The organism is Pseudoalteromonas sp. OFAV1 (genome assembly GCF_021532595.1).
In the GTDB taxonomy this organism is placed as follows: Bacteria; Pseudomonadota; Gammaproteobacteria; order Enterobacterales; family Alteromonadaceae; genus Pseudoalteromonas; species Pseudoalteromonas lipolytica_C.
Genome location: NZ_JAKGBG010000005.1, coordinates 139,809 through 166,380 on the forward strand (window position 1 = coordinate 139,809; position 26,572 = coordinate 166,380).

The 26,572-nt window shown below is 40.6% G+C and carries 24 protein-coding genes; 16 read left to right on the forward strand and 8 right to left on the reverse strand.

Annotated features, from left to right (window positions below):
- From L1267_RS04820 to L1267_RS04830, 3 genes are read right to left on the reverse strand one after another with little or no spacing between them, the layout of a single operon-like run.
- On the reverse strand, positions 1-1,299 hold the full coding sequence (locus L1267_RS04820) for an ABC transporter permease (RefSeq protein WP_235382235.1): 1,299 nt from the start codon (positions 1,297-1,299) through the stop codon (positions 1-3).
- Positions 1,286-1,984, reverse strand: coding sequence for an ABC transporter ATP-binding protein (locus L1267_RS04825; RefSeq protein WP_138557027.1), 699 nt, complete (start codon positions 1,982-1,984; stop codon positions 1,286-1,288). Before L1267_RS04825 ends, L1267_RS04820 begins: the two co-directional genes overlap by 14 nt.
- A gap of 16 nt (positions 1,985-2,000) precedes the next feature.
- Entirely contained in the window at positions 2,001-3,074 is a 1,074-nt protein-coding gene (locus tag L1267_RS04830) for a CDP-glycerol glycerophosphotransferase family protein (protein WP_235382236.1), read from the reverse strand.
- A 217-nt stretch (positions 3,075-3,291) separates the two neighbouring features.
- Here L1267_RS04830 and L1267_RS04835 point away from each other — a divergent pair, with 217 nt between their 5' ends.
- The 9 genes from L1267_RS04835 (at position 3,292) to L1267_RS04875 (ending at position 12,382) form a co-directional block, all read left to right on the forward strand.
- Positions 3,292-4,398, forward strand: coding sequence for a phosphoribosylaminoimidazolesuccinocarboxamide synthase (locus tag L1267_RS04835; RefSeq protein ID WP_235382237.1), 1,107 nt, complete (start codon positions 3,292-3,294; stop codon positions 4,396-4,398).
- A 166-nt stretch (positions 4,399-4,564) separates the two neighbouring features.
- A complete protein-coding gene (locus L1267_RS04840) occupies positions 4,565-5,212 on the forward strand; it encodes a methylamine utilization protein (protein ID WP_138557025.1) in 648 nt (215 codons plus the stop codon).
- Positions 5,205-7,520, forward strand: coding sequence for a bifunctional diguanylate cyclase/phosphodiesterase (locus L1267_RS04845; RefSeq protein WP_135926141.1), 2,316 nt, complete (start codon positions 5,205-5,207; stop codon positions 7,518-7,520). Before L1267_RS04840 ends, L1267_RS04845 begins: the two co-directional genes overlap by 8 nt.
- Complete coding sequence (locus tag L1267_RS04850) at positions 7,507-8,340, forward strand: DUF3034 family protein (protein WP_235382238.1); 834 nt, start codon at positions 7,507-7,509, stop codon at positions 8,338-8,340. The genes L1267_RS04845 and L1267_RS04850 overlap by 14 nt, the downstream gene beginning before the upstream one ends.
- 2 nt (positions 8,341-8,342) lie before the next feature.
- Positions 8,343-8,759: a group I truncated hemoglobin gene (locus tag L1267_RS04855; RefSeq protein ID WP_235382258.1), complete on the forward strand. Its 417-nt coding sequence runs from the start codon at positions 8,343-8,345 to the stop codon at positions 8,757-8,759.
- Between the two features lie 86 nt (positions 8,760-8,845).
- On the forward strand, positions 8,846-9,913 hold the full coding sequence (locus L1267_RS04860; protein ID WP_235382239.1) for a CDP-glycerol glycerophosphotransferase family protein: 1,068 nt from the start codon (positions 8,846-8,848) through the stop codon (positions 9,911-9,913).
- Positions 9,910-10,302, forward strand: a complete 393-nt coding sequence (locus L1267_RS04865) for an adenylyltransferase/cytidyltransferase family protein (RefSeq protein ID WP_135926138.1) — start codon at positions 9,910-9,912, stop codon at positions 10,300-10,302. The genes L1267_RS04860 and L1267_RS04865 overlap by 4 nt, the downstream gene beginning before the upstream one ends.
- Positions 10,303-10,379: 77 nt before the next feature.
- Positions 10,380-11,543, forward strand: a complete 1,164-nt coding sequence (locus tag L1267_RS04870) for a capsular polysaccharide export protein, LipB/KpsS family (protein ID WP_235382240.1) — start codon at positions 10,380-10,382, stop codon at positions 11,541-11,543.
- Positions 11,543-12,382: a sulfurtransferase gene (locus L1267_RS04875; RefSeq protein WP_235382241.1), complete on the forward strand. Its 840-nt coding sequence runs from the start codon at positions 11,543-11,545 to the stop codon at positions 12,380-12,382. The genes L1267_RS04870 and L1267_RS04875 overlap by 1 nt, the downstream gene beginning before the upstream one ends.
- On the opposite strand, the gene L1267_RS04880 is transcribed toward L1267_RS04875, so the two are convergent.
- From L1267_RS04880 to L1267_RS04890, 3 genes are all read right to left on the reverse strand, one after another.
- Positions 12,357-13,895, reverse strand: a complete 1,539-nt coding sequence (locus L1267_RS04880; protein WP_235382242.1) for a tetratricopeptide repeat-containing sulfotransferase family protein — start codon at positions 13,893-13,895, stop codon at positions 12,357-12,359. The genes L1267_RS04875 and L1267_RS04880 overlap by 26 nt on opposite strands.
- 86 nt (positions 13,896-13,981) lie before the next feature.
- Entirely contained in the window at positions 13,982-16,414 is a 2,433-nt protein-coding gene (locus L1267_RS04885; RefSeq protein ID WP_235382243.1) for a TonB-dependent receptor, read from the reverse strand.
- Between the two features lie 184 nt (positions 16,415-16,598).
- Positions 16,599-16,949, reverse strand: a complete 351-nt coding sequence (locus L1267_RS04890; RefSeq protein ID WP_235382244.1) for a DUF5522 domain-containing protein — start codon at positions 16,947-16,949, stop codon at positions 16,599-16,601.
- Positions 16,950-16,993: 44 nt separating this feature from the next.
- On the opposite strand from L1267_RS04890, the gene L1267_RS04895 reads away from it, so the two are divergent.
- The 6 genes from L1267_RS04895 (at position 16,994) to L1267_RS04920 (ending at position 23,633) form a co-directional block, all read left to right on the forward strand.
- Positions 16,994-17,311, forward strand: coding sequence for a hypothetical protein (locus L1267_RS04895; protein WP_235382245.1), 318 nt, complete (start codon positions 16,994-16,996; stop codon positions 17,309-17,311).
- A 131-nt stretch (positions 17,312-17,442) separates the two neighbouring features.
- A complete protein-coding gene (locus L1267_RS04900) occupies positions 17,443-18,084 on the forward strand; it encodes a tRNA-uridine aminocarboxypropyltransferase (RefSeq protein WP_135926318.1) in 642 nt (213 codons plus the stop codon).
- 837 nt (positions 18,085-18,921) lie between these two features.
- A complete protein-coding gene (locus tag L1267_RS04905; protein WP_235382246.1) occupies positions 18,922-19,926 on the forward strand; it encodes a Fe(3+) ABC transporter substrate-binding protein in 1,005 nt (334 codons plus the stop codon).
- A gap of 71 nt (positions 19,927-19,997) precedes the next feature.
- On the forward strand, positions 19,998-21,632 hold the full coding sequence (locus tag L1267_RS04910) for an ABC transporter permease (RefSeq protein WP_235382247.1): 1,635 nt from the start codon (positions 19,998-20,000) through the stop codon (positions 21,630-21,632).
- Positions 21,629-22,672, forward strand: a complete 1,044-nt coding sequence (locus L1267_RS04915; protein WP_135926129.1) for an ABC transporter ATP-binding protein — start codon at positions 21,629-21,631, stop codon at positions 22,670-22,672. Before L1267_RS04910 ends, L1267_RS04915 begins: the two co-directional genes overlap by 4 nt.
- Positions 22,673-22,733: 61 nt before the next feature.
- Positions 22,734-23,633: a Dyp-type peroxidase gene (locus tag L1267_RS04920; RefSeq protein WP_135926128.1), complete on the forward strand. Its 900-nt coding sequence runs from the start codon at positions 22,734-22,736 to the stop codon at positions 23,631-23,633.
- Here L1267_RS04920 and argR read toward each other — a convergent pair.
- Entirely contained in the window at positions 23,630-24,097 is a 468-nt protein-coding gene (argR, locus tag L1267_RS04925) for a transcriptional regulator ArgR (RefSeq protein WP_138557014.1), read from the reverse strand. The two genes, L1267_RS04920 and argR, sit on opposite strands and share 4 nt — an antisense overlap.
- 226 nt (positions 24,098-24,323) lie before the next feature.
- Between argR and mdh the strand changes: the two genes are divergently transcribed.
- Entirely contained in the window at positions 24,324-25,259 is a 936-nt protein-coding gene (gene mdh / locus L1267_RS04930) for a malate dehydrogenase (RefSeq protein ID WP_135926127.1), read from the forward strand.
- 87 nt (positions 25,260-25,346) lie between these two features.
- On the opposite strand, the gene ispB is transcribed toward mdh, so the two are convergent.
- Entirely contained in the window at positions 25,347-26,318 is a 972-nt protein-coding gene (gene ispB, locus L1267_RS04935) for an octaprenyl diphosphate synthase (protein WP_135926126.1), read from the reverse strand.
- Positions 26,319-26,572: the final 254 nt, after the last annotated feature.

Consider the following 26,572-nt stretch of genomic DNA (forward strand, 5'->3'; position numbering starts at 1 on the left):
TTAAATTTTAATACTCATACCATCAGCAAGAGAGTAGAAATACGCACGGGTTGCAGGAATTAACCCAACAATAAAGCCTGCGACCATTATCGCAGCTAAGAGCATAAGTTCATAGGATGACAATAAAGCTATATTTAGGCTTATTCCGGCATGGCTTTGCAAGTAATCTGCGCCGAGTAGCATTAAAGCATAGAACAATGAGGTGCCAACAATGCAGCCAAGCCCTGTAATGAGTAACGATTCGACACTGATCAAGGTGAAAATATGCCAAGGCCGTGCGCCAACAGAGCGTAAAATAGCAAGCTCTCTGCGGCGTTGATTTAAGCTTGAAAGCAGGCTCGTTAACATGCCAAGTAAACTGATCAGTACCACGACAATAGAAAATAACAGCAAGATTTTTTCCACGATAGAAAGCATTTCCCAAAGTTCACGCAAGGTAACGCCCGGCATAATGGCAAGCAGTGCTTCATCTTTGTATTGGTTGATATTACGACGCACTTGTAAGGTATAAAGCGGAGAGTCAAAACCAAGTAAAAAAGCGGTTATTTGTTTTGGTGTACCCACTAAATCAACATCATCATGCTGGTCGTGGTCGTGGTCGTGGTCGTGGTCGTGGTCGTGGTCATTTGCATCAGCCTGAGCGGGTTGATGTTGATGAGCATGGCCGCCATGAATCTCATCAATTGCTGCCAGTGGAATATGTAGGGTTTTATCAACAGGCGTCCCCGTTGCTTTTAAAATACCAACCACTTTAAATGGGTTATCGTCATGGTTATGAAAGCTGGTATTGCCCATGCCGTGTGCAATCACCACTTCATCGCCAAGCTGATAGCCTAAGGTGTTGGCAACCTCAGCACCTAACACAACCTCAAACAAGTGATTAAATTCATGACCTTGTGAAAAGCTTAACGGTTGCTTTTTAGCAAAGCGATAGTGCTCAAAATAGTCTTTATTTGTGCCAAGCACAGCTAAGCCTTTGTGGCTGTCGCCAAGCGACATAGGAATAGCCCATTTTACACCGCGTTGACCTGTGATGTATTGGTAACTTTTCCAGCTCACGCCATTGTTAGCATGACCAATACGAAATACTGAAGACAGCAGTAGTTGGATGTCACCGGTACGTGCGCCAACAATTAAATCAGTGCCTGAAATTGTATTGCTAAAGCTACTTTTGGCATCGACTCGAACGCGCTCAATCGACATCAGTAGCATAACGCTAATTGCTATCGTAAATAACGTGAGTAGGGCACTGGCTTTACGGTTTAATAAACTTTTCACGGCGAGTTTAACGAGTAGCATGTGTGCCTCCTTGTAACTCGACAAGGCTGATACTACGAGTAAATAATGTTTGTAGTGTTTCATCATGGCTGACAAACACCAGCGTGCTATTTGCCGCGCTTGCTTGCTCAAATAATAATTTTACGAAGGCTTGGCGATTTTGTGTATCGAGTGCTGAGGTAGGTTCGTCAGCAATGATAATTTCAGGGCTGCCTATAAAAGCACGCGCTGCGGCAACTCTTTGTTGTTGACCAATACTAAGCTGTGCAACGGCTTGATGTTGCAAGGAATCATTTAGCCCTAAAGCACTGAGTAAGCGGCTTGCCTCTGCTGCTAATGTTGCACTATTTTTTAATGCGTTTGTTTGCCTTTGTTTTGAAAACTGGCATCCCAAAGTTACGTTTTCAATAGGGGATAAATAAGGTAATAGATTAAAGTTTTGAAAAATATACCCTATATGGTCGGCACGAAAACGGTCACGTTGACTGTTGCTAAGCTCGTTTATCGCCTTATTAAGTAATTCGATACGACCTTGATTAGGAATAGTAACACCAGCGAGCAGTGATAATAAGGTTGATTTACCACAGCCGCTTGGACCATGAAGAAAAACATGTTCGCCTTGATCAATATCTAATTTAGAAATATTGATCGTCGGCTCAGGTTGTTTTGTGTGCCACTTGAATAGCACGTTTGCAAGCGTGATCATAACGACCTATCAATTGTTACCATCGCCAGTAATTTAATTTTTTGCGCATCTTAAAGTTACGAATAAAGTTACGTGGTTTTGGCTTAAGTGCTGGATTGCTCAATAGTAATTCATTGCTTGCAGCAAGTACACGTTGACTCGATAAGCCGTCTTGATAAGGGTGAAGCTGTTGACAAAACTGCTCAATTTTTTCCATTAATTCAGCTGGTCGTGTAAAGGCATAATCTATCGCCCCAGTTAGCTTATCGGCATCAGTGATATCTATTAGGTGTTCGCCAGGTGCTTGGTTACAGAAAGTGACAACAGGCTTTCTTTGTAAGATAAACATCAACAAAATAGACGAGGTATCACATAGCATGACATCTGCCGCTTGTAATAGCGGTAATACATTATCGGTCTCGACAAAGGTAAGATTCTCATTTTGAAGCGCTTTGTATTTCGCAACAAGCTCGCTTGGCATTTTCGGGTGAAACTGCATTAAAATACGCCACTTTCCTTGCTCACTGTACGCTTTTATCTGCTCGTATAATTTAGGGGCAAGAGATAGGTTGCGAGAAAATGTTGAACAAATTAAAAGCGTTTGCCTTTGATCGCTTTCATCTATGTATGGATTGTTCGCCATTTTCGAAAATAACGGATCAAGAGTTGGCCAACCTGTTTCTTTGGTTATAAAAAAGCCATGTGCTTTAGATAACTCTGAAAATCTTTTACTCGTATTTGGGCCTTGAGTGCAATATAAGTCAAAACAACCTCTTATATTGAAGTGATCTTCATATCCTCTTCGATTTAACTTTCCTGAGTTAAAGCCATGAAAAACAGCTACTTTTTTACCGGGTATAAAGTTTGGAATAATATTGCCAGGTATAAAAGAAATATCCGGATTCCAATCTATTACCGATTCAATTGAAGTGAGACAAGATTCATCAGAGTGCAAAAAGTCAGGATTAACTTCATCACCCTCTAAAAACCATTTTACTTCGCCTCCGCGCGCTAGAATCTCTTTCTGTAAAGGGCGCAAAATAGCGTAAGAGTAGTTTTGAGAAATATACATTAAGTATTTTTTGTCTGCTGTAGCTGCTAAATAATCCAAGAACACCTCCTATTGCGAGACAATATTATAACGAAATCGCGCTTATGACAGCAAAATTACAGAATCGTGAATTATTTATTGTATTTAGCGTTCTTGATTATGCGCAGATAACCGGGCAATGATTGAGCTTTAAGCACGTCTGGATTATTATAGGCGGCCATAACCCCAATCCCATACATGTGCTCACAGGAGCATGCCAAATACTATCGGAGATAGCATGACTAGCTATAAAGTTTTAGACGTAAACGATGATTTACCGATCCGTACAAAAGGTGCGGTTCATAGTGGTAAAGTGCGTTCAGTTTATTGGTTAACTGATGAAGACAGCGCTCGTTTAATTAGTGAAAAAGGGTACCAAGTTCCAAAAGGTACTGAGCTGGCTATTATGGTTATTTCTGACCGCATTTCAGCGTTTGATTGTATTTGGCAAGGTGAAAACGGCTTAAATGGCGTGCCAGGTAAAGGGATTGCACTGAACTCAGTGGCATCTCATTGGTTTAAGTTATTTGATAAAGCAGGCCTTGCAGGTAATCACATTGTTGATATTCCTCATCCATATGTGTGGATTGTCCGTAAAGCGAGTACGGTTAAAGTAGAAGCGATTGCTCGTCAGTATATTACGGGTAGCATGTGGCGTGATTACGCTAAAGGTACGCGTAATTTCTGTGGTATTGATTTACCTGAGGGCTTAGCCGCGAACCAGAAGCTAGAAGAAGTGTTAATTACGCCATCAACCAAAGGTATTATCCGCGGTGTTGCTGACATTCCAGAAGTTGATGATGTGAATATCACGCGTGAAAACATCACGAATAACTTAGCTGTTTTTAACTTTAAGTCTGAAGACGATGTTGCTAAATACGAGCAATTACTTGTTGAGGGCTTTAAGCTGATCAGTGATGAACTTGCACAGCTAGACCAAATCTTTGTCGATACTAAGTTTGAATTTGGTTATGTTGAAGACATTGATGGCTCAGATAAGCTTATTTACATCGATGAAGTGGGTACACCTGATTCATCACGCATTTGGGATGGCCCTGCTTATCGTGACGGTAAAATTATTGAAAACTCAAAAGAGGGTTTCCGTCAGTTATTAATTAATAACGTGCCAGACAGCGACGTGTTATTAAATAAAGACCGCATGGATGAGCGCGAGCAGTTAGCAAAAGATTACGCATTGCCAGAATCTGTGATGCTTGAAGTGTCTAATACTTATGTTGGCATTGCCAGCAAAATAATTGGGCAAGAAATTACGATTCCAGCTGATCCTCGTAGTGAGGTTATAGCGATATTAGATAAAGAGTACGGCTTAATTAAGCACGGTTAACTTTTATCAATCAGATTTAGCAATTTGCTAGGTCAATAATACTAAAGCCAAGCTTTTTTCTAAGAAAACAGCTTGGCTTTTTCTTGCTTTTAACGCTTCTAGTCATTAACTTAAACTAAGATTAACCTATACTAATTAGCTAACTAAGCTAAGCAAGGATCTAATTATGTCGATTTTTGCGCATTGTGCTCGCGCTGTGTGTGGTCTTGCAATATTTTTCAGCTCTATAAACTTATTCGCTGCAGATCTTTCGTTTGTTGTGCGTGACCAATCTGGAGAGCCTTTAGCTAACGCCGTTATTGAGCTTGAAAGTTCAGCACATTCGTCACCGCAATCTTTGCCAGTAGCGATAATGGATCAGGTAGATAAACAATTCTCACCGTCAGTTTTAGTGATCCAACCAGGGCAGTCTGTGGACTTTCCTAACAGTGATAACATTCGCCACCATGTATATTCATTCAAGCACAGTAAAGTATTTGATATTAAATTATATTCAGACCGTCCAGAGCAGCCGGAGCGCTTTGAAGACCCTGGTGTTGTTGTGCTGGGTTGTAATATTCATGACTCAATGGTGGGGTATATCTATGTGGCAAATTCGAACAAAGTCATAAAAACCAATGCTGATGGCAAAGTGACTCTAAACGGCGTGACTTTACCTACTACCTTTACTGTGTGGCATCCTAATCAATTAACACCGCTCACTAAAAAGCAATCAGTCACCTTATCTGAGCAAGGCAAAGATGTAAGCATTAACGTTCAAGAACCTGCACCACGAAACACATTTGGTGAAATGTTTAAGGGCAACAATGATTAATAGTTTAAGAGGGCGCATCATTGCATTGTGTGTGAGCCTAGTCCTTTTGACTAGCTTAGTTAGCTTGGTAAGTTCCTGGTGGTCAGCGAATCGCTTTAATGATCAAAAGTTACTTGAAGACATTAATGTTGCTGAAAATGTTTTTAAACAGTATCTAAGTGCTAAAGAAAGTTTATTACTTACAGCTGCAAAAGTGTTGACCGCTGATTTTGGGTTTAAGCAAGCGGTTGCTACTCAAGACGCAGACACAATTAGTAGTGTGTTGAATAACCACAGTCGTCGCATAAATGCTGATGTGATGATGCTAATTGATTTATCTGGGCAATTAATTTCCGCAAATACTGATTTTAATCATACACCTAGTGAATTTACCCCATTAATGAATCAGCTTATGGTCAATGCTGATCAATCGAACTTTATCGTGTTAGATAAAACGCTTTATCAGGTCATTTTATTGCCAGTTCGAGCTCCTCGTACTGTGGCATATAGTTTAGTGGGATTTGAAATCACGGACCTTGTGGCTGAAGAGCTAAAAAATCTCACCACGATGGATGTTAGTTTTATTGGCGAAGATGATGGTGTGGTTGAAACATCACTGGCAGAGCAGCCAAAAAATAACTCAGTATTAGCGCATTTTAATACGCAAACAACACAACGTATTTTTGGTGAAAAGCCCGTTTATCGTAATCGACTTGTGCAGTTACCTTCTCTACCAGGACATTTAGTTTCTGTATTGTTAAGTGCAGATCTTACTCATAGTTACCGAGAATTTGAGCAGCTGTTTTTTACTATTATTATTCTTGCTGCCATAACGGTTGTGATAGGTGTGCTTACTAGTGGCATATTAGCAAAAAACCTTACCACTCCCTTATCAAAGCTCACCTCACTGGCACAACAATTTGCGCTTGGAAACTATAAAGCTGAGTTTGTAGGTAATAAGCAAAGTACAGAAATCATTACCTTAGTTGATGCATTTAATAACATGGGTAATGACATAAAAGAGCGTGAGCGGCAAATAAGTTTTCAAGCAAGTCATGACTCTTTAACGGGCTTTTTAACCCGCTCTGCGATGTTAGAAGCAATGGAGTCATTATTTGAAGAAGGTGCAGAATACACGCTGGTTGCAATCGATATACGTGGCTTACGTCATATCAATGATAAGTTAGGACCACGTATTGGCGATGATTGTTTAAAAGCGGTTGCACAACGTATTGCCGAATTTGCAGCGCACTCAAAAGGAATGAACGCACGTATTGGGGGGGATGAGTTTTTAACCATTCTACCAGCAAGAGATACCGGGCAGTTTAAAGATGCTGTCATGAAGATGCTTGCACAATTACAAGCGGGTTATTTAATTCAAAGCTTAAACATCACGTTACGCTTTAGTGTAGGAGTTGTGCATTGCTTTTCACAAAGTGTCAGTCCTGAAGATCTAATGAGACGAGCATTGATTGCGGTTGACACCGCTTCTTGTGAGCACAAAGCCATTCATTATTACCAAGAAGGCGAAGATGAAGAACACCTCGAGCGTTTAGCGATTATTGATGAATTAAAGCAGGCATTATTGGATGATGACGGTCAGTTGTTTATGACTTATCAACCTAAGCTAAATATTAAAACACAGCGTATTGATAAAGTTGAATCGCTGATCCGTTGGCAGCGAAAAGACGGTCAATGGGTGTCTCCAGAGTTGTTTATCGACTTAGCAGAACAGTCGGGTGTTATTGTTGAGCTGACATCATGGGTTGTGAAGACCGTGGTTTCGCAAGTTGCACAGTGGCAACAGCAAGGGATTACGATGCAAGCTGCTATTAATGTTTCTGCACAAGATATTGCCTATCCTCACTTTTATTCGCACCTAGCAAAACAGCTAGAACAACATAATTTAAGTGGCCATTTGATCACGATAGAGCTAACAGAGCGCGACATGATCGAAAATGAAGAGCAAGGCATTAAAGCGCTAGAAAACTTAAAAACATTAGGTGTAAAAATATCACTTGATGACTATGGCGTTGGGCAAACCTCATTGGGGCGCTTGAAGCTACTACCTATTGATGAGTTAAAGCTGGATAAGTGTTTTATTTTACAACTCGATCAATCGAAGCAAGATCAATTTATTGTTGAGTCAACGGTGAACTTAGGCCACCAGTTAGGTTTTTCTGTTGTAGCTGAAGGTGTTGAAAATAAACCATCGCTAGACTTATTGATAGACATGAAGTGTGATTATGCACAAGGTTACTATTTGAGTAGACCACTAAAATCAGAGCAATTTTTGCAGTGGTTAGAGGTATACAATGAAGCATCTTAATGGGTTTTTTAGCTTAGTTCTTTTAGCCTTTGCAAGTACGGGACACGCAGCTTCAGGAAAATTATTAGCAACACCAGGCGTATCGCAAGTTGAAGGCAGCGCTGGCGGCGGTATCGTACCTTGGGCGCAACTTGCGGGCTATGCAAGCGATAACGAAATAGCCATCAATGGTTTTTGTAGCCGTGCAGATGTGAGTGATTACAGCTTAGATGTATGTGGTGCACAAGTTAACTTTTATGATCGTGTGGAGCTTAGCTACGCGGAGCAGCGCTTTGAAGTTCCAGTATTAAATACCGATATTGAGCAATCAATTACTAGCGCAAAAGTACGTGTCTATGGCGATATTGTTTACAGTAAATGGCCACAGTTGAGCTTGGGTGTACAACATAAATCATTGGATGATGGGAGTATTGCAAACCTATTAGGTGCAAAAGACACCAGCGGTACTGATATCTACTTAGCTGCCAGCAAGTTGCACTTGGGCGCTCTTGCAGGTTATAACTGGTTTTGGAATACCACCTTTCGCTACAGCGATGCGAATCAACTAGGTTTGTTAGGCTTTGGCGGTGCTGATAGTGATAAAGAGGTATTATTTGAAGCATCGACAGCGGTGTTTTTAACGCACCAATTAGCTGTAGGGGTTGAGTATCGTGAAAAATCCAACAACCTTGGCTTAGGGGAGCAAGATTGGCAGGATGTGTTTATTGCCTGGTTTCCTAATAAACATGTAAGTGTAACAGTTGCGTGGCTCGATTTAGGGCGTATAGCTGGTGCTGACGACCAAACTGGTTGGTATCTTTCTGTAACAGGGTATTGGTAATGATGAAACGTCTTTTTATTCTAGTGTGTTGTATTACTTTTCTTGGTTGTGCAGGCAAAAGTAATGACACCGTTTATCAGCAGATAGGCGGCCAACAAGGTATTGAAAGTCTAGTCGATAGTTTTATCAATCAAATAGGCCGTGATGCTGATATTTTGCCTTATTTTAAGCAAACGAATGTTGCACACTTTCGTCAAGGATTCATTATCCACTTGTGCAGTGTTACCAATGGCCCATGTGAGTATCAAGGTGATAACATGGTCGATATCCATACTGGCATGCATATCACTGAGAAAGACTTTAATCGAGTTGTTGAACTATTAATAAACGCGATGGATGAGCAACAGATCCCGCAAACAGTGCAAAACAAGATTTTAAGCCGTTTAGCACCCCTTCGCCCTGAAGTTATTAATATTTAGCTTTTAACAAACTTTTTATTGATGGCTGAAACAAAAATGTAATTTATGTACAATGGCCGGCATTATCAACTATAAAGCTGTAAAAAATGCAACTATACTTTGATGTTCAACATCTTTATTACATTCCGCAGTACACCCCTGTATTAAAGGAGTTGTTATCAAATGGTCACCAAGTGTCGATGGTTTTTTATGAAAATCAAGATGCACGCAGTTTGGCTGCATGTAAAAGGTTTATAGAAGAACAGGGTATTAATGCGTTTTGGTTAACAAATAAAGGGGAAACCTTCTCTTTCTATCAAAACTCAGACGCAGATTGGGTTATTTTTGGTAATACCTTTGCCGGGGCTGAGCAGCTCAATAAGAAAACGGCGTTGATGCAACATGGTATTGGCCCCAAGCAGTGTTATTATGATGTATCGCATAATAAAACAACGGTACGTTTTGTCGAGGGAGAGCACAGGTTGCAGCGCCTCCAAGCGTTATACCCAGACGGTAACTTTGTTGATAGTGGCTACGCCAAATTAGATCCTATTTTCAACCAAACAATGAGTCATATTGACCTCAGTCGCTTAGGGTTAGACCCTAGTAAAAAAACACTTTTATATGCCCCTACTTTTTATCCAAGCTCGATAGAGTGTATGAGTGACAGTTTTCCTGCACACTGTGAGAAGTTTAATATCATCATTAAGCCGCACTTCTTTAGCTTGTTTAAACAAAAGTACAAAAAGCAGCGAACAAAACTTCAGCGATGGTCAGAGTTTAAAAATGTTTATGTAGCGAACGAGCATGACTTTGATCTAACGCCTTTTTTAGCAATCGCTGATATTATGGTATCTGATGCTTCATCAGCCATATTTGAATTTGCAGCACTTGAAAAGCCTGTCGTATGGTGTGATTTTTATAAGTTACGCTGGTCATATCGTGGTATTTTTTCATTCCGACTTAAATCTCGATTAGATGAAGATATTAAATACTTCAACAAGCTTTGCTCACGGGCAGGAGACTATAACGAGTTGCAAACTATACTTAACTCCGATTTTTGTGAGACAGCAGAGTTTAAAGAGTCAAGAAAACACATTATTAATAAACTAGCGGGTAAAACGGACGGTCGCTCAGCTAAAAGAATAGTATCTTATTTAGAGGAGCATAAATGAAACGTGTAATAACGTTTGGAACATTTGATATTTTCCATGTGGGACATATTAATATTTTGGAACGGGCAAAAGCTTTGGGCGATTATTTAATCGTTGGAGTATCTTCTGATGAACTAAATCAAACTAAAAAGGGTCGTAAGCCTGTATATAGTGAATCAGACAGACTGAAAATTATTAGTTCTCTAAAGTGTGTTGATGAAGTGTTTGTCGAACACTCTCTTGAACTAAAAGGCGAATATATTAAAAATCATCAAGCTCACCTACTTGTTATGGGCGATGATTGGGCAGGACGCTTCGATCAATTTAAACATCTATGCGATGTGACTTATTTAACGCGAACCCCTTCTATATCGACTACAGAAATAATTGAGGTCGTAAGGCAGCCATAATACTGTCATCTAAAATTAACATAATAGCTATATGCACATTTATCTTCTTTCTAATTTAGGTTTTAAGATTTTCTCATATGGCTTTTATTTTTATCTCTCGCAGCAATGTACATGCACGCTATTATAAAAAATTAATTAAACAACTATCCTTCAATTGCACACTGCATATTATGGGCGTACCGCGATTAGGCGCTTTAAAATACCTAAAAATAGCGTCGCAAGTTGACTTTAATAAAGTTATTGCAAATCAACTATTACGCAAGCAGGCACGAAATAGCTTGTGGAGTAATGCAGTAATCATAAAAGTTTATACGATGTTTATGTTATGTGTAGAGCGCTGCCGCTTTGCTAAGTACTATGATTTACTTAAATCAGAGTCACCCGAAGCTCTGGTAATTTGGAATGGTAATAAGCTGCCAAATATCACAGTATGTATGGCTGCTAAACAGCTAGGACTGACTACTTATTTTTATGAAAATGGGCTGCTACCGGGCACGACTAGTTTAGATCCGAGTGGTATTAACTATGCTGCATCTTTGCCAAGAAACAGTCAGTTTTATTTGAATTTCGACAAAGCGAAACAGCTACCATTTTCAGCTCCTGAGTTAATCCCTCGTATAAATCATAAAAAGCGTTGTCAATTTGATGCTATTGAGCTGCCCGAAAGGTATCTTTTTGTGCCTTTTCAAGTGCCTCATGATACACAGATAGCATGTTATTCACCTTGGTTAAAATCAATGGAAGCGTTATATGATGCAGTTGTGGCCTCGGTGAGAGAATTAGCAGATCCAAACCTTAAAGTTGTATTTAAAGAACACCCATCTTGGCATAAGCATTATGCGCACTTGTACGACAAAGACGACGTTGCAATTTTTGCAAATGGCAACTGTACTCGAGAACTCATCAATGGCGCTGAAGCAGTGATTACAATTAACTCGACAGTCGGCTTAGAGTCCTTATTACTAGATAAACAAGTGATTACCTTGGGACTTGCTTGTTACAACATTGATGAGCTTGTACTACACGCCAGTGATCAAGCTACTTTGATTAAGTCCTTAGAAAAACTACAAAATGGCTGGCAAGCAAATAGTATTGTAAGAGATAAATTTTTTACTTACTTAAAGCATGTGTATTGCTTGCCCGGTGTTTGGAAAGAATGTACAACTGAGCATGTTGAAGCGGTCGAAAAGCGCTTAACTCAGCAAGATACATTTGTACAGCTATCGCAAAAGGAAAGTTAATGAAAAACATTGTCTCGCCAGAGTGGCTTAACGAGCATTTAAACCACGATAATTTGGTTATTTTTGATGCCGGAATGGTGCGTCCTGGCCTGCCTGGGGAATATGCGCCTAAAGCAATGCTACCTAATGCACAGCGTTTTGATTTTAAAAATACGCTGGCAGATAGCACTAACCCTGTACCAAGTATGATGTGCAGTAGCGAGCAGTTTACAGAACATATGCAGTTTGCGGGGGTTAACCAAGACTCACTGGTTGTAATTTATGAAGACCAAGGCTTATTCAGTTCAGCGCGTGCGTGGTGGATGTTTAAAGCCATGGGTTTTGATAACGTAAAAGTTTTAAGTGGCGGTTTAGCTAAGTGGCAGGCACTTGGCTTTGCAACACAAGCAAGCTATTCAGCTGCTTCTGGGCAAGGCAATTTTGTTGCAAGCCCGCGTGCTGATTACTTTATTAGTGCTGAGCAAGTGCTTAACTCACTTGATGAGCAAAGCACACTAACACTCGATGCACGCCCTTATGCTCGATTTACAGGAGAGCAAGCTGAGCCGCGTGAAGGTATGCGCAGTGGTCATATTCCTAATAGTCGTTGTTTATCGCTGTCAACCGTATTGAATGATGGTGAGCTTAAACCGCTTAGCGAGTTGCAGGCATTATTTGAGCAACATATAGCGCCGCATCATACCCAATTGCAATTTAGCTGTGGTTCGGGTGTGACCGCTTGTGCAATAGCATTGTGTGCCGATGAATGCGGTTACGCTAACTTACGTGTTTATGATGGCTCTTGGAGTGAATGGGGCGCTCGTCACGACCTACCTATTGAAACAGGCCCGCATCAATAAACTCAGCGTAATTTTGCCAGCTGCCGATACTGTTTTTATTCAGTGGCTGGCGAATTTGTTTTTTACTCGCGGTGGCTGATGCTGCATTGTTTTTATAAAAAGTTAGGCAGTTTTCCTGCCAGCTTAAATCACAAAAAGCATAGAGCTTCTGAGTTTGTTGGGTAGGCTCGGCCACTAATTGCTCATAGCTTTGTAAAAAAACGTTTTCAGGATACTTGTTGGCAAAATGACTGACTAAAGCCAAGTAATCTTGATGGAATGAGGCTATATCTTCAAGTGTAAAGCTGTAGTGATGAAACACACTTTGCGGGCTATACATCTGCCTAAAATTGGCAATGCTGCAATCACGCCACTCCCGTTGCATACAAACGATTTTAGCATTAGGAAATGCCGCTAAAATAAAATCAATATAGTAAAAGTTAAATGGCTGTTTATCACAACTTATAAGTCCATCACTCAGCAGCTGTGCTCTTTGCTGATAGCTAGCGAGTGCTTTAGTTACAGCGGTTGATGAATAAGCTTTATCAAGCATTTCGCTATCAATCACACGAGCTGATTGCGTGGCGTGTTGTATCAATTGCGCAATATCATTTAATTCCCCAATACCTCGTAGCTGTGTACTTTGATTTAGGATTTTTTCAACTAAGGTTGTGCCAGAGCGGGGCATGCCAACAACAAAAACTGGTGAGAACTCAGAGTCACTACTTGCAAGTACTTGCTGCTTACTTTGCGTAATGAGTTTTTGACAAAAGCGGTGGTGTTGGCTTGCTTGATAATTAAGTTTACTTGCTATGGCTTGCTTACTTAGTGCAAAGTACTTAAATGCATTTTTGTAGTCATTGAGGTGCTCATAATTAAGAGCAAGACTATGAAAATACACTTGTTGTTCAACAATGCTTTTTTCTTTATCCGCTAAAGTTTGTAGTTTTTGAATATGTTGCTCTGCATCTAGAACAGTATTGAGTTCAGCCTGCGAATAGTGGGCTTGATAAAAACTAGCTTGCTTTGTGGTTAGTTGCTGTAACAAGCTTTTAGCTTCATTGAACAGTCCGTGAATTTTATAACACACCGCCAAATTATAGCTAATTTGTAGGTTATCTTTATTGCGTTGGTAGGCTGCTTGTTGAAAGCTAAGGGCGTCGTCATAATGCCCTAAACGGGTGGCAATATTAGCTAATGTATCAAAGTCAGCGGCGCTAAAGTCAGTTGTTTGCAACGCGCTTTGATAGTGTACAGCTGCATTACTTACTTTGCCTAACAGTACGTATAACTTGGCAAGGGCTAAATGGTAAATCGCAAAAGAGGCTAGGCTTAGCGCTTTTTCAAGGAGTTTAATCGCTTTGTTGATATCACCAGCTGCGGTGTTAACTTCGCTGAGTAAAAAGTAACAAACGTGGTCTTCAGGATTTTGCTTTAGGCGCTGCACAAGTAGGTAATGTGCATCGTTTAGTTGCTTGTTGCTTAACAACTGTTGGATATGAGCGCGAAGCGCTTGTTGGGTATCATTTAGCATAAGCGCATATTATATCAATTCACCAGAATACTTAATTATTAAAAAGCCCTGCCTAAAGGTGGCAAGGCTTTTATGGGTATGTTTAATTACAGCTCAAAGTTGTAGCTAAACTTCATACCGATAGTACGAGGCGCAGTGGTGTAGTGACCATAAACACGCTGTAGCTCAGGTAGCTCTTTATTAAGCTCAGCATATTGCGACATACCAGCCCAAGACTTATCACGACGTACAGAAGTGAATGCATATTTATCGAATAAGTTGTCTACGTAAAGCGTTGCAGACCACATATCGCCAGTAATTTTGGCAGATAAGTTACTTAATGCATAACCCGGTAATACTTCGCCGTCTGCTTTTAAGCCTACTTTGGTGATCACATCGCTTTGCGCTGTAATTCCGTAGTTTACGCTTAATAGTTTATCGCCTAGGATATCTTGCTCGTAACGAAGACCAAATGAGAATTGATGCTCAGGAGCACCCGGTAAACGGTCGCCTTTAGCACCATCATAGTAGCTTTGGTATTGCGCTAGGTCGTCGCCTAATACACCAAATAAGTAAGGCGCATCTTCGGTTAATTCAGCTTTTGCATACGCGTATGTCGCATACGCTGCCCAGTTATCACCAATCATTGCGCGAGTAGAAAGTTCAACACCTTTAGAATTAGCAGAGCCTGCGTTCGAGGTAATTAATTCTTGGCCATTTACAGTGCTGCTACCAACTTGCGCATCTTTCCAATCAACATTAAATAGCGCTGCATTGAAGTGTAGGCGGTTACGTAACCATGACGACTTAAAGCCTAGCTCGTAGTTGACTGTTGTATCTGGCTTGTAATCTTCTTCGTTTGGTAGAGCACAAACAATTTGTTGCTCAGGTAGTACATCAGGGCACGGGGCAATACCGTTACCACCACCAATACGGAAACCCTCACTCACGGTAAAGTAAGCAAGCACACCATTATCGAATGTATAGTTAGCATTAAACTTGAATAAGTTTCCGTTATCGCTGGCGCTTACATTTTCCATAACTAGATTATCGAGTGAATCAAAATCCCCTGAGTAAAGCGGTGTTGCAGAACCTGATGTTGTTGATACATCGTATTCGTAAAAACGAGCACCTAGAGTTACATCAAACTGATCTGTGATGCTGTAGCCGATTTCACCAAAAAGTGCTTTTTCAGTGGTTTCACTATCTGAAATTAGAATGTACTCAAGGTCTTGTTCAACATTTGGAATGCCGCCACCCCAGTACTCAGTCAGACCCGGCGTGTACTCACGATCATCTGAGTAGCTTTCTACTTTGTTATAGAAGCCACCTACAATCCAGTTAAAAGCGCTACTGCTATTTGAAACTAAACGAAGTTCTTGCGTAAACGTATCACGGTCTGAGGTGTCGTGTGTATAGCCAACAAAAGAAGGGAAGTCGGCATAACCTGACCAAATATCGTAAAGAAGATCAGTTTGATCGCGCTGACCAGACTGTTCATAGCTAGACCAACCAGATGCAGATACCAGCTCAGCAAAACCAAGATCTGCTTTTACTTCTAAGCTTAATAAATCGTTTTCTTCTTCGCCAGGCTCAAGTACACGAGCTACGTTTTCGTACTTTCCTGGGATGCCTTGTAGCGCACTGCTATCAGCAAGTGAGCCGTATTGCGATGTTGAGTTACCGCCATTTTCTTGCTTTTGATAAAAGTAGTTAAGTGTTGCATCAACATCTTCGGTTGCAAGCCAACGAAGTGATAAACGTGCTGTGGTAATTTGCTCGTCGTTAACATCGCTTACGCTTTTTAAGTTGGCGTTTACATCGCTGCTGTCTGAAAAGTCAGGGTTCGGGTTTGACACTCCAGGCTCTTGAACAACGTGCGTATAGTCAATGTAACCAGGGTTATCGTAATAGTTTAAGCTGGCACGAAATGCGAGTTTTTCTTCAATAAGCGGAGTGTTGAATACCACGCCAAACTCACCGCCGGTGCCGTCGCTTTCGTTGATACTAAATACATCGCCTGTAACCTGACCTTCTGTTAGATCTAGATCGGGCTGCTTAAGTAAGTAACGGATCGCACCGCCTAAAGTTCCCGCGCCATAAAGTGTACCTTGTGGACCAATTAACACCTCTACACGGTCAACATCAGTTAAACGTAAGTCGATGCTAAGTGGAATTTCACCAACATAAGTGGCCACTGTGCCACTATCAGAAATACGATCAGAGGTATTTGTGTTTAAACCACGAACGATTATCGGAGAACCTTCACGGCCACCTTGATCAGAAATTGTTAAGCCTGGTACCCAGCGCGCGACATCTTCAAGATCACCAATGTTTTGGTCGCTAATTACATCGCCATTTAGGGCTGTGATATTAAGCGGTGCATCTTGCACTGAACCTGCACGTCGTGTTGCAGTGATTTGAATAGTTTCAATTGATTTATCAACTTCTATTGCATCTTCAGCTGCAACCGCCATATTGCTATTGATTAAAACCGCAGAAATTGCACTTGCAAGTAGAGCAGGCTTAAAGGTGTTCATGATTGATTCCGATTATGTTGTAGTAAATTTATGCTCAAAAATTAAACAAAGGTAATAATTTAAGCGTAATTCTAGAGTGAATTAGTGAATTTATATCCAATTATAATGTATTTTTATTCTTTTCGTCATGTCTTATTTGCAAAAAAATTCACGTTATTTGAATAAATACTCTAGTGAGGAGTCGTTAGTCATTGAAGGGACAATGAGTACACCCGTTGGTGCAGCACTTATCACGCTTTAAAAAGAACCAGCGGCTAAACACCATATAGTTGTTTTCTAATGTGTAATCGAGGTTTTCAATCAAATTACCATGCTGGTAAAAGGGTTTCGCAAAGGCTATTTGCTCAGCCAGGGGCTGTTCATATAGTTTTGATAAAAAGATATTTATCTGTTTTATAGTACACTCACGACATAAGCAGGATGTTGCATTATTAATAGGTAAGATTGCAGGCAGTTCGTTACACCAGCAGGCATTTATATCATCAGCACGACATGTTAATGAGGCACCGCAGTGTGAGCAGGTAAGGGTTGTCATTGAGTCAAGGATTAACCGGTCAGTTTAAAAGGTAAGCATAGCAAATGGATAAATTACACGCATTAAGTCAGTTCGCTTGTTTTGGGGAGCTTTGGGATGAGGCTATCACTGTAATTGCTGCCTGCCCAGATAGCCAAGAGGGTGAATATATATTGACCAAGACAGTATTTCGCCAAGTTCTAGAGCGGGCCATTAATGGTGAAATTGATTTTGATGATCTGGTGCTTTGGGCCAGTGTTTTAGAGTCTCGTAAAGATATAGATGAGAGTGCCGTTGAAGGTGCTGTGTATGCTTTAAGTAATCATGAACAAATGGGTGAACTTACAAAGATGACATTAGTAAGGTTGTTAGCCTTGGTATAAAAATAACTCATCATTAGATGGTAGATTTCTATTACTATTAATTTTAGCTACAATATGCGCCGTTTAATTTTTCGGTAATCACAGTGGCTAATATTTTTAATAACGCAGTTTTAGCGCTTCGCGCGCAGCAAATGAGCGAATCAAGGCGCGAATTTAAAGCACGAGGTGCAAAGCTTACTCGTTGTGAGCGTTGTTTATTAGCTGAAAACTATTGCATTTGTGAAGGTGTTGAACAAGCGCAGTGTAATGCTGCAGTGTGTTTACTGATGTATCATAATGAAAGCTTTAAACCATCGAATACAGGGCGCTTGATTGCTGAAATTATTCCTGAAAACTATGCCTTTAAGTGGGACAGAACAGAACCTGATCACGCATTATTAGCCTTATTACAAGACCCACAATATCAGCCTATGGTGATTTTTCCGGCGAGTGATGTTGAAGATGAAACGCGAGTAATCGATGAAGTATCGCCACAGCAAGGTAAGCGCCCATTGTTTATCTTTTTAGATGGTACTTGGCGTGAAGCAAAAAAGATGATTCGCAAAAGCCCTTATTTAGATAACTTACCTGTATTGTCTATTACCCCAGAAAAGCTTTCAGATTATCGTTTACGAGTTGCTCCACATGAGCATCAACTTGGTACAGCTGAGGTCGCGATAATGGTGCTTGCGCTTGCTGGTGAAGTAGATGCTACACAAAAGCTCGAAACGCACTTTATAAAGTTTAGGGATGCATATTTACTAGGAAAGCGAAATAAAGGACGCCCAGAGTAATACTAATTTGCTTAATTAATCCCTCAAAATGATTAAGTATTATTGCGGATTGGAATAACTATTTTCAGGCAAAAGAAAAGCGCGAACTATTGCTAGTCGCGCTTGCGGAATCTTCTTAATTTTTTGCATCCTGCAATTGAATCTAATCAACTCCCTAAACTTTGCCTATCCATGCGATTGCACTTTACTTTTTGGTTCTATGCAATGTAAGGCTTTCCAGCCTTGTTTCCTTGTCACTCCTTTACATCCATGCGGGTAATTTCTTTACCTATCCTTTACGCGTCGTCCTGACACTATCCATATGTTAGCAATTCCATTGCGATACCTTTCGGCCTGTCCTTTAATCCACTTTTGAAACATCCTGTATAACAACGTCCTGTTGTTATGCCATTTCACATCATCCTGATGTTGTCCTTAGTGTGTCATTCCATTGCGTTACTCTTCCTGAGCCTGTCCTTAGTTCCTTTTTATCCTAATGAACCTTATTCCGCGGTTTTATGAGTAATACTTCCATATCCGTTTACTCATTAAGCTTCTTGCTTAGTTGTTGTATATAAGTATAGGGAATTAGTGAGCATCGAATAGGTCAAAATCGCAATTAAAATAACGGTTACATTATTGTAATTAATAATAAACCACTATTTATCAATGCTTTAAGCTTTTTTAGGGGCGGTTTTTCGAGTTTTTTTACTCAATAACTGCCATTTAGGTGAGATATATCTTACAAGTAAGTTCTCAAATGGCAGTACGTAAAGTTATAGGGGGAATTAAACGGGTGCACTTTTAGCAGAGTATAGGTAAAATATTTTGATAATTGTTATTATTTAGGTGCCAACAATGAAAAAAACAGCCTTACTGATTTTGACTACTTTAATGAGTACGTCAGCACTTTCTGCAGATGTGGTTAATATTTACTCGTTTCGTCAACCATTCTTAATTCAGCCAATTTTAGATGACTTTACCAAGCAGACTGGTATTAAAACCAATGTGGTGTTTGCGAAAAAAGGCTTAATTGAACGTGTGAAACGTGAAGGTAAGCACAGCAAAGCAGATTTGGTGCTTACTTCAAACTTTAGCGCACTTATTCAATTAGAAGATCTTGGCTTAACTCAATCAATAAAAAGCGATGTTATAGATGCAAATGTTCCTAGCACATTTCGTGATGCTGACGGCCAATGGATCGCTTTAACGAAACGAGTTCGTAATGTTTACTCTTCAAAAGAGCGTGTTGGCGCACTCGCTGATTTAAGTTATGAAGATTTGGCTGATCCCAAATATAAAGGCAAAATCTGTACTCGCTCAGGTAAGCATCCATACAATTTAGGTTTAGTTGCTTCTATGGTTGCGCACCATGGCGAAGCAAAAACTAAACAATGGTTAGAGGGCGTTAAAGCCAATTTAGCACGTAAGCCACAAGGTAACGACAGAGCGCAAGTCAAAGCTGTGAAAGAAGGGTTATGTGATCTGGCATTAGGCAACAGCTACTATTTTGGTAAAATGATGCAAGATGAGCAGCAAAAGTCATGGGCCGAAGCGGTTAATATTAACTTTCCAAACCAAACCAATCGTGGCTCACATATTAATGTTTCGGGTGTTGTTATGACGCGATATGCTAAAAATCCGGAAAATGCCTTGAAACTGATTGAGTATATGACCGACAATAAAGCGCAAAATATGTATGCTTCGGTCAATATGGAATACCCAGTAAAGCAAGGGGTTGCATTGTCTGAGATGGTTGCGTCATGGGGTGAGTTTAAAGAAGATAGTCTTGCTCTTGATGAAATAAGTAAATACCGTCCTGTTGCGTTAAAGCTTATTGACGAAGTAAAGTTTGACTTATAACGAGGTTTTTCCTCGTCTTTTATAAAAGCTGTTTTTTAACAGCTTTTATTTTATCTGGTATTAATCCACTTATGCATGTGAAGTTTTCGTTGTCGCGTTGGCAAGTATTGGCTTGGCTAATCGGTTTGCTACTTGTTACGCCGCTAGGTTTTTTATTGTTTGAATCTCTGCAAGGTGGTTCGGATGTCTTTCAGCATTTATTCGATACTGTTTTGTGGGACTACACGCGTAATACCCTTGTACTCATAGCTGGGGTTGGGCTATTGAGCTGTGTTATTGCGCTGCCGCTTGCGTGGTTGACTGCGTACTGTGAATTTCCTGGTCGAAAACACTTTGAATGGGCACTGATGCTGCCTTTGGCAATGCCAACTTATCTCATTGCTTATGTTTATACGGACTTACTTGATTATGCTGGGCCTGTGCAAATTGCGCTCAGGGACTGGTTTGATTGGCAGTCACCCGATGATTATTGGTTTTTTGATATTCGAACTTTGCCGGGTGCAATTATTATGATTGCATTAGTGCTGTATCCGTATCTTTATCTTATTTTTAAAACGGCCTTAAGAGAGCAATCTTTTAAATTAGTGCAAGCTAGTCAGTTAATGGGGTTATCGCCATTACAAAGCTTTTTACGGGTAAGTTTACCGCTTGGTCGAGGGGCAATTGTGGCAGGAGTTACGTTAATCAGTATGGAAGCTATGGCTGATTTTGCCACTGTTAATTACTTTGCAGTGAGCACATTAACGACCGCTGTTTACGATACCTGGCTTGGCTATTATTCATTAACCGCTGCGGCAAAAATATCAGGCATTATGCTGCTTATTTTGTTTCTCACTATTATGGTTGAGCGCTTTAGTCGTCGTAATCAAGCTGTGTATGAACGCCAGTCGAGCATTAACAGCGCAACCTTATATCGCTTAAAAGGTAGCACAGCATGGGCTGCAAGTTTAGTCTGCACAGTTGTGCTGGTACTTGCTTTTATCTTGCCAGTTGGAGTGCTTGTTAAATACGCCATTGTTTATGCGGATGAAGCATGGAATGGGGCATTTTTTAATTATGCTTGGCAGAGCTTTAAAGTCGCCATTGTTGTCAGCCTAGTGACAATCCTTCTTAGCTTGTTGGTACTGTTTTATCAGCGTATTGCTAAACAAGCGTATCCACTTATTCCGGGGCGTTTAGCAAGTACGGGTTATGCGCTACCGGGTACGGTACTGGCGATTGCGGTATTGTTACCACTAACACAAATTGATGATGCACTTAATCAATGGCTTGAACCAATAGGTTTATCGCCGGGCTTACTTCTGAGTGGGACATTATTTGCGATGATTTTTGCGTATATTGTGCGCTTTTACGCGATTGCACATGGCGCCCTTGAAAGCAGTTTTTTACGTATTAGCCCTTCTCTTGATATGGCAAGTCAATCTATGGGTAAAAGTGCATTTCAAACCTTGTATAAAGTACATCTGCCTTTACTTAAACGCGGCATTTTAACCGCTGGGCTTCTGGTATTTATTGAATGTATGAAAGAGCTACCCGCGGCCTTGTTATTACGACCGTTTAATTTTGAAACTCTTGCAACTCATGTTTTTCAATATGTTAGTGATGAGCAGTTAGAGTTAGCGTCTATCTCAGCCCTATTTATTGTGTTAGTCGGGCTTATTCCTTTGTATTTCGTTAATCGTTCGATGGAGCAAAATCACTCATGAGTCATTTGATAATTAAAAATTTAGCTTATCAATACAATGGCACTAAGGTATTGGATGCGCTTAACTTGAATGTTGAACAAGACGAAATCGTCTGCCTGCTTGGGGCAAGTGGTTGCGGTAAAACAACGACTTTAAAAGCGATTGCCGGAATTATAGAGCCCTCACAAGGTTTTATGAGTATTGATTCGCTAGTCGTTAATGATGATAAGCATTTTGTTGCACCAGAAAAACGTAATATTGGCATGATGTTTCAAGATTACGCGTTATTTCCTCACTTATCGGTGAGCGACAATATTGCATTTGGTTTAACCAATATGAGTAAGTCGCAAAAGCGTGATCGCGTGGATGAAATGCTGAGCTTAGTTAAGTTAACTGGCTGTGCAGAACGTTATCCGCATCAATTATCAGGTGGTCAACAACAGCGTGTTGCAATTGCTCGTGCGCTTGCTTATAAACCCAGCTTGTTATTACTTGATGAGCCATTTTCTAATATCGATACGCAGGTTCGCTTTGAGTTAATTGCCGACATCCGCCGTATCATTAAAGCTCAGCAAGTATCTGCAGTGTTTGTTACCCATTCGAAGGAAGAGGCGTTTGCGTTTGCTGACACCTTGGCTGTAATGCATGGTGGAAAAATAGCCCAACAAGGCTCATCAGAACAGTTATTTAGCCAACCTAACTCAAAGGAGGTTGCAGAGTTTCTTGGTACAGGCATATACTTAACGGCGAAAGTCTTAACGCCAACTGAATACGAAACGGCGTTTGGTGTAATACATTCACTCACAGTAAATAACAGTGCTCACAAACAAGGGCAAGTTTATGTACGGCCTCATTATATTCAGTTATGTGAAGCTGATCAGAGTGATGAAAATAGCCTGACAATTTTGCACAGACGCTTTATAGGCACACGTTATGTTTATCGTGTGAATATAGCGGGGCAGGAGTGTGAAGTCGCTGCAGAGCAAGACCGCGTGTTTGCAGTTGAGCAGCCTGTAAAAATAAAAATAATGCCGCACACAGTCAATTTTTTTCATGATTAGTACTGCTTAACAATCTTGAATTCTTGGCTAGGTGCAAATAACGAGAAGCTAAGGATTCACTATGGCGCAAGCGCAATCTGGGATTTGTGCTGAAGCAAACTTACATGGTTTGCACCTGTTTTTTAATGTTTATGATGGCCATGACGAGTCATTACGTAAAAAGCTAAAACGCGTGAGCGTCATTCAAGATGAGTTTGCGGATCAGTTCTCAGAAGCCATGCTGTCGTGCGTGGTTGCGCTTGGTGCGCAATATTGGCCGCATATTTTGCCTGAGTTTATTCCAAGTCAATTACAAAGCTTTCCTAATGTGACTCATAGTGAACATGTTATGAGTGCACAGCCATTTGATTTATTTGTACAAATTCGTTCAGACCGTGAAGATGTTAATCATCTTTTTGCCCTACAGATCCTGAAATTATTTACGCCAGATGTAGAGCTTGTGGAGCAAGTGCGTAACTTTCGTTTTTTAGATGGCCGCGACTTTAACGGCTTTATTTATGCGGGTGACACCCCTCATGGTAGACAAAAACGCAGTACGGCATTGATAGACAGACCGGGGCATTTTGAAGATCAAGGCAGCTACATTCATGTTCAGCGCTTTGTGCACGATTTAAGTGTTTGGCAACATTTGTCGTTATCAGAGCAAGAGCAAATTATGGGGCGTACTCGGCTTGATAACACCTTAATTATGCCTGCACTCGAAACTAGTCATGCAGTTCGTAGTGAACTAAAAGATGAAAATGGCCAGCCGTTGATACTTAATCAGAGCATGCCGTTTGGTGATGTTCATAAGCAGGGTATTTTAATGGTGTCATGTGCCGCGCAAGGTGATGCGTTTGAGCAGGTATTAAAGAGTCGCTTGGGGCAGGGCGATTGCTACGACCATTGGCTTGATTTTACTCAAGCCGATATGGGGTCGGCGTTTTTCGCCCCGTCAGTAAACTTTTTGAAGCAGCTTTAAACTGTATCGAATAAAGTGCGCACGCGATCAAGCGTGACATCTATTTCAGAAATCTTTGCAGGAGCGATAAAAATTGTGTCGTCACCTGCAATTGTACCAAGTACCCCATCAGCTTTACCTAATGAGTCTAGTAAGCGCGCGATAAGTTGTGCTGCACCTGGGCTGGTACGAATAATAATCATCATTTCGTTATGCATAATATCGATAACGAGTTGACGCAATGGGCTTTTCGCTGTTGGTACTCCCATTTCAGCGGGTAAGCAATACACCATTTCTTGTTTTGCATTACGGGTGCGTACCGCGCCAAACTTACTTAACATGCGAGAGACTTTACTTTGGCTTATGTTGTCGAAGCCTTGATCTTTTAATGCTTCGACAATCTCACCTTGTGAGCCGAAGTTTTCTTCTTTTAATAGCGCTTTGAACGCTTTGATTAGTGCTTCTTGTTTGTCTTGTGGTTGCATGTTGCCGTATCTGTAGTCATAAAACGTGAAGTAATTCTACACAACTCTGCATACTTATGCAGTACTAGTTTACATTTCTCGCCCTAAATGCTGTGTGTTTACAGTATAGTTTACAACTATGGTCGAAATTATACGCGAAATAAGCAGGATAAATTTGTTTTTAGTCGCTAATTTCATTATCTTTAGGGCCACAAATATTTCCTACCTCAAATTACGGAGAATTCCAATGAAAGTTGCTGTTTTAGGCGCAGCTGGCGGTATCGGCCAAGCATTGTCTTTATTATTAAAAACAAGTTTACCTGCAGGTTCTGAATTATCATTATACGATGTTGCCCCTGTTGTTCCTGGTGTAGCGGTTGATCTTTCTCACATCCCAACAGACGTTAAAGTTGAAGGTTTCGGTGCTGATAACCTAGACGATGCTTTAGCTGGTTGTGATATCGTTCTTATCCCAGCGGGTATGCCGCGTAAGCCTGGTATGGACCGTGCGGACCTTTTCAACGTAAACGCAGGTATCATCAAAACATTAGCTGAAGGCATCGTTAAAAACTGTCCTAAAGCGTTAGTTGGTATCATTACTAACCCAGTAAACGGCACTGTGCCAATCGTTGCTGAAGTATTCAAAAAAGCGGGTACTTACGATGCTGGCCGTGTATTCGGTATCACAACACTTGACGTGATCCGTTCAGAAGCATTTGTTGCTGAACTTAAAGGTTTAAGCGCTACTGACGTTAAAGTTCCAGTGATCGGTGGCCACTCAGGCACTACAATCCTTCCTCTTCTATCTCAAGTTGAAGGTGTTACTTTCACTGACGAAGAAGTCGCAGCATTAACTCCACGTATCCAAAACGCAGGTACTGAAGTTGTTAACGCTAAAGCGGGTGGCGGTTCAGCGACTCTTTCAATGGGTGCAGCAGCAGCACGTTTCTGTATGTCTTTAGTTAAAGGCTTACAAGGTGAAGAAGTGGTTGATTACGCATACGTTGCAGTTGAAAACGGTGACGCAGCATACTTTGCACACCCAGTACGTTTAGGTAAGAACGGTGTTGAAGAAATTCTTTCTTACGGTGAATTAAGCGCTTTCGAAGAGCAAGCTAAAAACGACATGCTTGAAACGCTTAATAAAGACATCCAAGAAGGTGTTGATTTCATCAACGGTTAATTTCGATAGATGATAGGTGCTATTAAAGCACCTAAAACAAAAAAGCCTGCATATGCAGGCTTTTTTAATGGCTCGAATAAATAGAGTTTAATGATCGCGGGCAACGGCGATGCGTGCCAAGCTCTCTAATGCTTGCTTGTATGGCGTTTCTGGTAAAAATGCAATACAGGCGATGGCTTTATCTGCCTCTTGCTCTGCCTTTTGCATTGTAAACTCAAGTGCTTTGGTATCAGCTAACGCCTCAAGAATACTGTCTAGGTGATCCATACCATTGCCAAGTTCAATTGCTTCACGAACGAGCTTGATTTGCTCTGGCGTGCCTTTTTGCATGGCATAAATAAGCGGTAAGGTAGGTTTACCCTCGGCTAAATCATCACCAATATTTTTACCAAGTTGCTCAGCATCGGCGTTGTAATCAAGCACATCATCAACAAGCTGAAAGGCTGTTCCTAAATGCATGCCATAAAGGTTTAATGCCTCAAGCGTTTTATCATCTTGTTCAGTGATAATTGCTGCAAGGCCAGTTGCTGCTTCAAATAACTTAGCTGTTTTGCTGTAAATGACCTGCATATAGCTTTGTTCTGTGGTGTCAGGATCGTTACAGTTCATTAGCTGTAATACTTCACCTTCAGCAATGACATTCGTTGCATCAGCTAAAATTTCCATGATTGGCATTTTACCAAGACCAACCATCAACTGAAATGAGCGTGTGTAAATAAAATCACCAACTAGCACGCTAGCGGCATTGCCAAACTCAGCATTTGCTGTAGGCGTACCACGACGTAAATGTGACTCATCAACAACATCATCATGCAGTAAAGTTGCAGTGTGAATAAATTCGATGATAGTGGCCAGTGTAATGTGGTCTTTACCTTCATAGCCTAAAGCTTTTGCTGCTAAAATGGCCAACATAGGGCGAACACGCTTACCACCGCTGTTTACTATATATAAACCGAGTTGATTGACCAATGCGACATCTGAGCGCATTTGGGCATGTATAAGTTGATTGACGTCATTCATCTCATGATCGATTAACGTCTGGATAGCTTTTATATCCATTGATCTCCGAGCCAATATTTATGGGTATACGAGGCTGATTGTACAACAAAAAAAGCACTTGCTCGATATTTTGTGCTGATTCAGTAAAAAAACACTGTAAAGTTTTTTATTTTAAATCAAATTTGAACAGTTAATTGTAGTTGTTTGGTTGAATAGTAAACATGCTTGCATTTATTTAACGGCGCTTTTGACGTGTTAATTTAATTGTCATGAGATCGTAAAAACCGCTTGGCATACGTTGTTTTTAGGATAGA

Bases quoted from the DNA above. Each gene is read 5' to 3' on its own strand.
- mdh (WP_135926127.1), top strand. From the start codon at position 24,324: ATGAAAGTTGCTGTTTTAGGCGCAGCTGGCGGTATCGGCCAAGCATTG.
- L1267_RS04860 (WP_235382239.1), top strand. From the start codon at position 8,846: ATGCAACTATACTTTGATGTTCAACATCTTTATTACATTCCGCAGTAC.
- L1267_RS04840 (WP_138557025.1), top strand. From the start codon at position 4,565: ATGTCGATTTTTGCGCATTGTGCTCGCGCTGTGTGTGGTCTTGCAATA.
- L1267_RS04920 (WP_135926128.1), top strand. From the start codon at position 22,734: ATGGCGCAAGCGCAATCTGGGATTTGTGCTGAAGCAAACTTACATGGT.
- L1267_RS04895 (WP_235382245.1), top strand. From the start codon at position 16,994: ATGGATAAATTACACGCATTAAGTCAGTTCGCTTGTTTTGGGGAGCTT.
- L1267_RS04835 (WP_235382237.1), top strand. From the start codon at position 3,292: ATGACTAGCTATAAAGTTTTAGACGTAAACGATGATTTACCGATCCGT.
- argR (WP_138557014.1), bottom strand. From the start codon at position 24,097: ATGCAACCACAAGACAAACAAGAAGCACTAATCAAAGCGTTCAAAGCG.
- L1267_RS04900 (WP_135926318.1), top strand. From the start codon at position 17,443: ATGAGCGAATCAAGGCGCGAATTTAAAGCACGAGGTGCAAAGCTTACT.
- L1267_RS04845 (WP_135926141.1), top strand. From the start codon at position 5,205: ATGATTAATAGTTTAAGAGGGCGCATCATTGCATTGTGTGTGAGCCTA.
- L1267_RS04875 (WP_235382241.1), top strand. From the start codon at position 11,543: ATGAAAAACATTGTCTCGCCAGAGTGGCTTAACGAGCATTTAAACCAC.
- L1267_RS04870 (WP_235382240.1), top strand. From the start codon at position 10,380: ATGGCTTTTATTTTTATCTCTCGCAGCAATGTACATGCACGCTATTAT.
- ispB (WP_135926126.1), bottom strand. From the start codon at position 26,318: ATGGATATAAAAGCTATCCAGACGTTAATCGATCATGAGATGAATGAC.
- L1267_RS04880 (WP_235382242.1), bottom strand. From the start codon at position 13,895: ATGCTAAATGATACCCAACAAGCGCTTCGCGCTCATATCCAACAGTTG.
- L1267_RS04820 (WP_235382235.1), bottom strand. From the start codon at position 1,299: ATGCTACTCGTTAAACTCGCCGTGAAAAGTTTATTAAACCGTAAAGCC.
- L1267_RS04825 (WP_138557027.1), bottom strand. From the start codon at position 1,984: ATGATCACGCTTGCAAACGTGCTATTCAAGTGGCACACAAAACAACCT.
- L1267_RS04865 (WP_135926138.1), top strand. From the start codon at position 9,910: ATGAAACGTGTAATAACGTTTGGAACATTTGATATTTTCCATGTGGGA.
- L1267_RS04915 (WP_135926129.1), top strand. From the start codon at position 21,629: ATGAGTCATTTGATAATTAAAAATTTAGCTTATCAATACAATGGCACT.
- L1267_RS04850 (WP_235382238.1), top strand. From the start codon at position 7,507: ATGAAGCATCTTAATGGGTTTTTTAGCTTAGTTCTTTTAGCCTTTGCA.
- L1267_RS04890 (WP_235382244.1), bottom strand. From the start codon at position 16,949: ATGACAACCCTTACCTGCTCACACTGCGGTGCCTCATTAACATGTCGT.
- L1267_RS04855 (WP_235382258.1), top strand. From the start codon at position 8,343: ATGAAACGTCTTTTTATTCTAGTGTGTTGTATTACTTTTCTTGGTTGT.
- L1267_RS04910 (WP_235382247.1), top strand. From the start codon at position 19,998: ATGCATGTGAAGTTTTCGTTGTCGCGTTGGCAAGTATTGGCTTGGCTA.
- L1267_RS04885 (WP_235382243.1), bottom strand. From the start codon at position 16,414: ATGAACACCTTTAAGCCTGCTCTACTTGCAAGTGCAATTTCTGCGGTT.
- L1267_RS04905 (WP_235382246.1), top strand. From the start codon at position 18,922: ATGAAAAAAACAGCCTTACTGATTTTGACTACTTTAATGAGTACGTCA.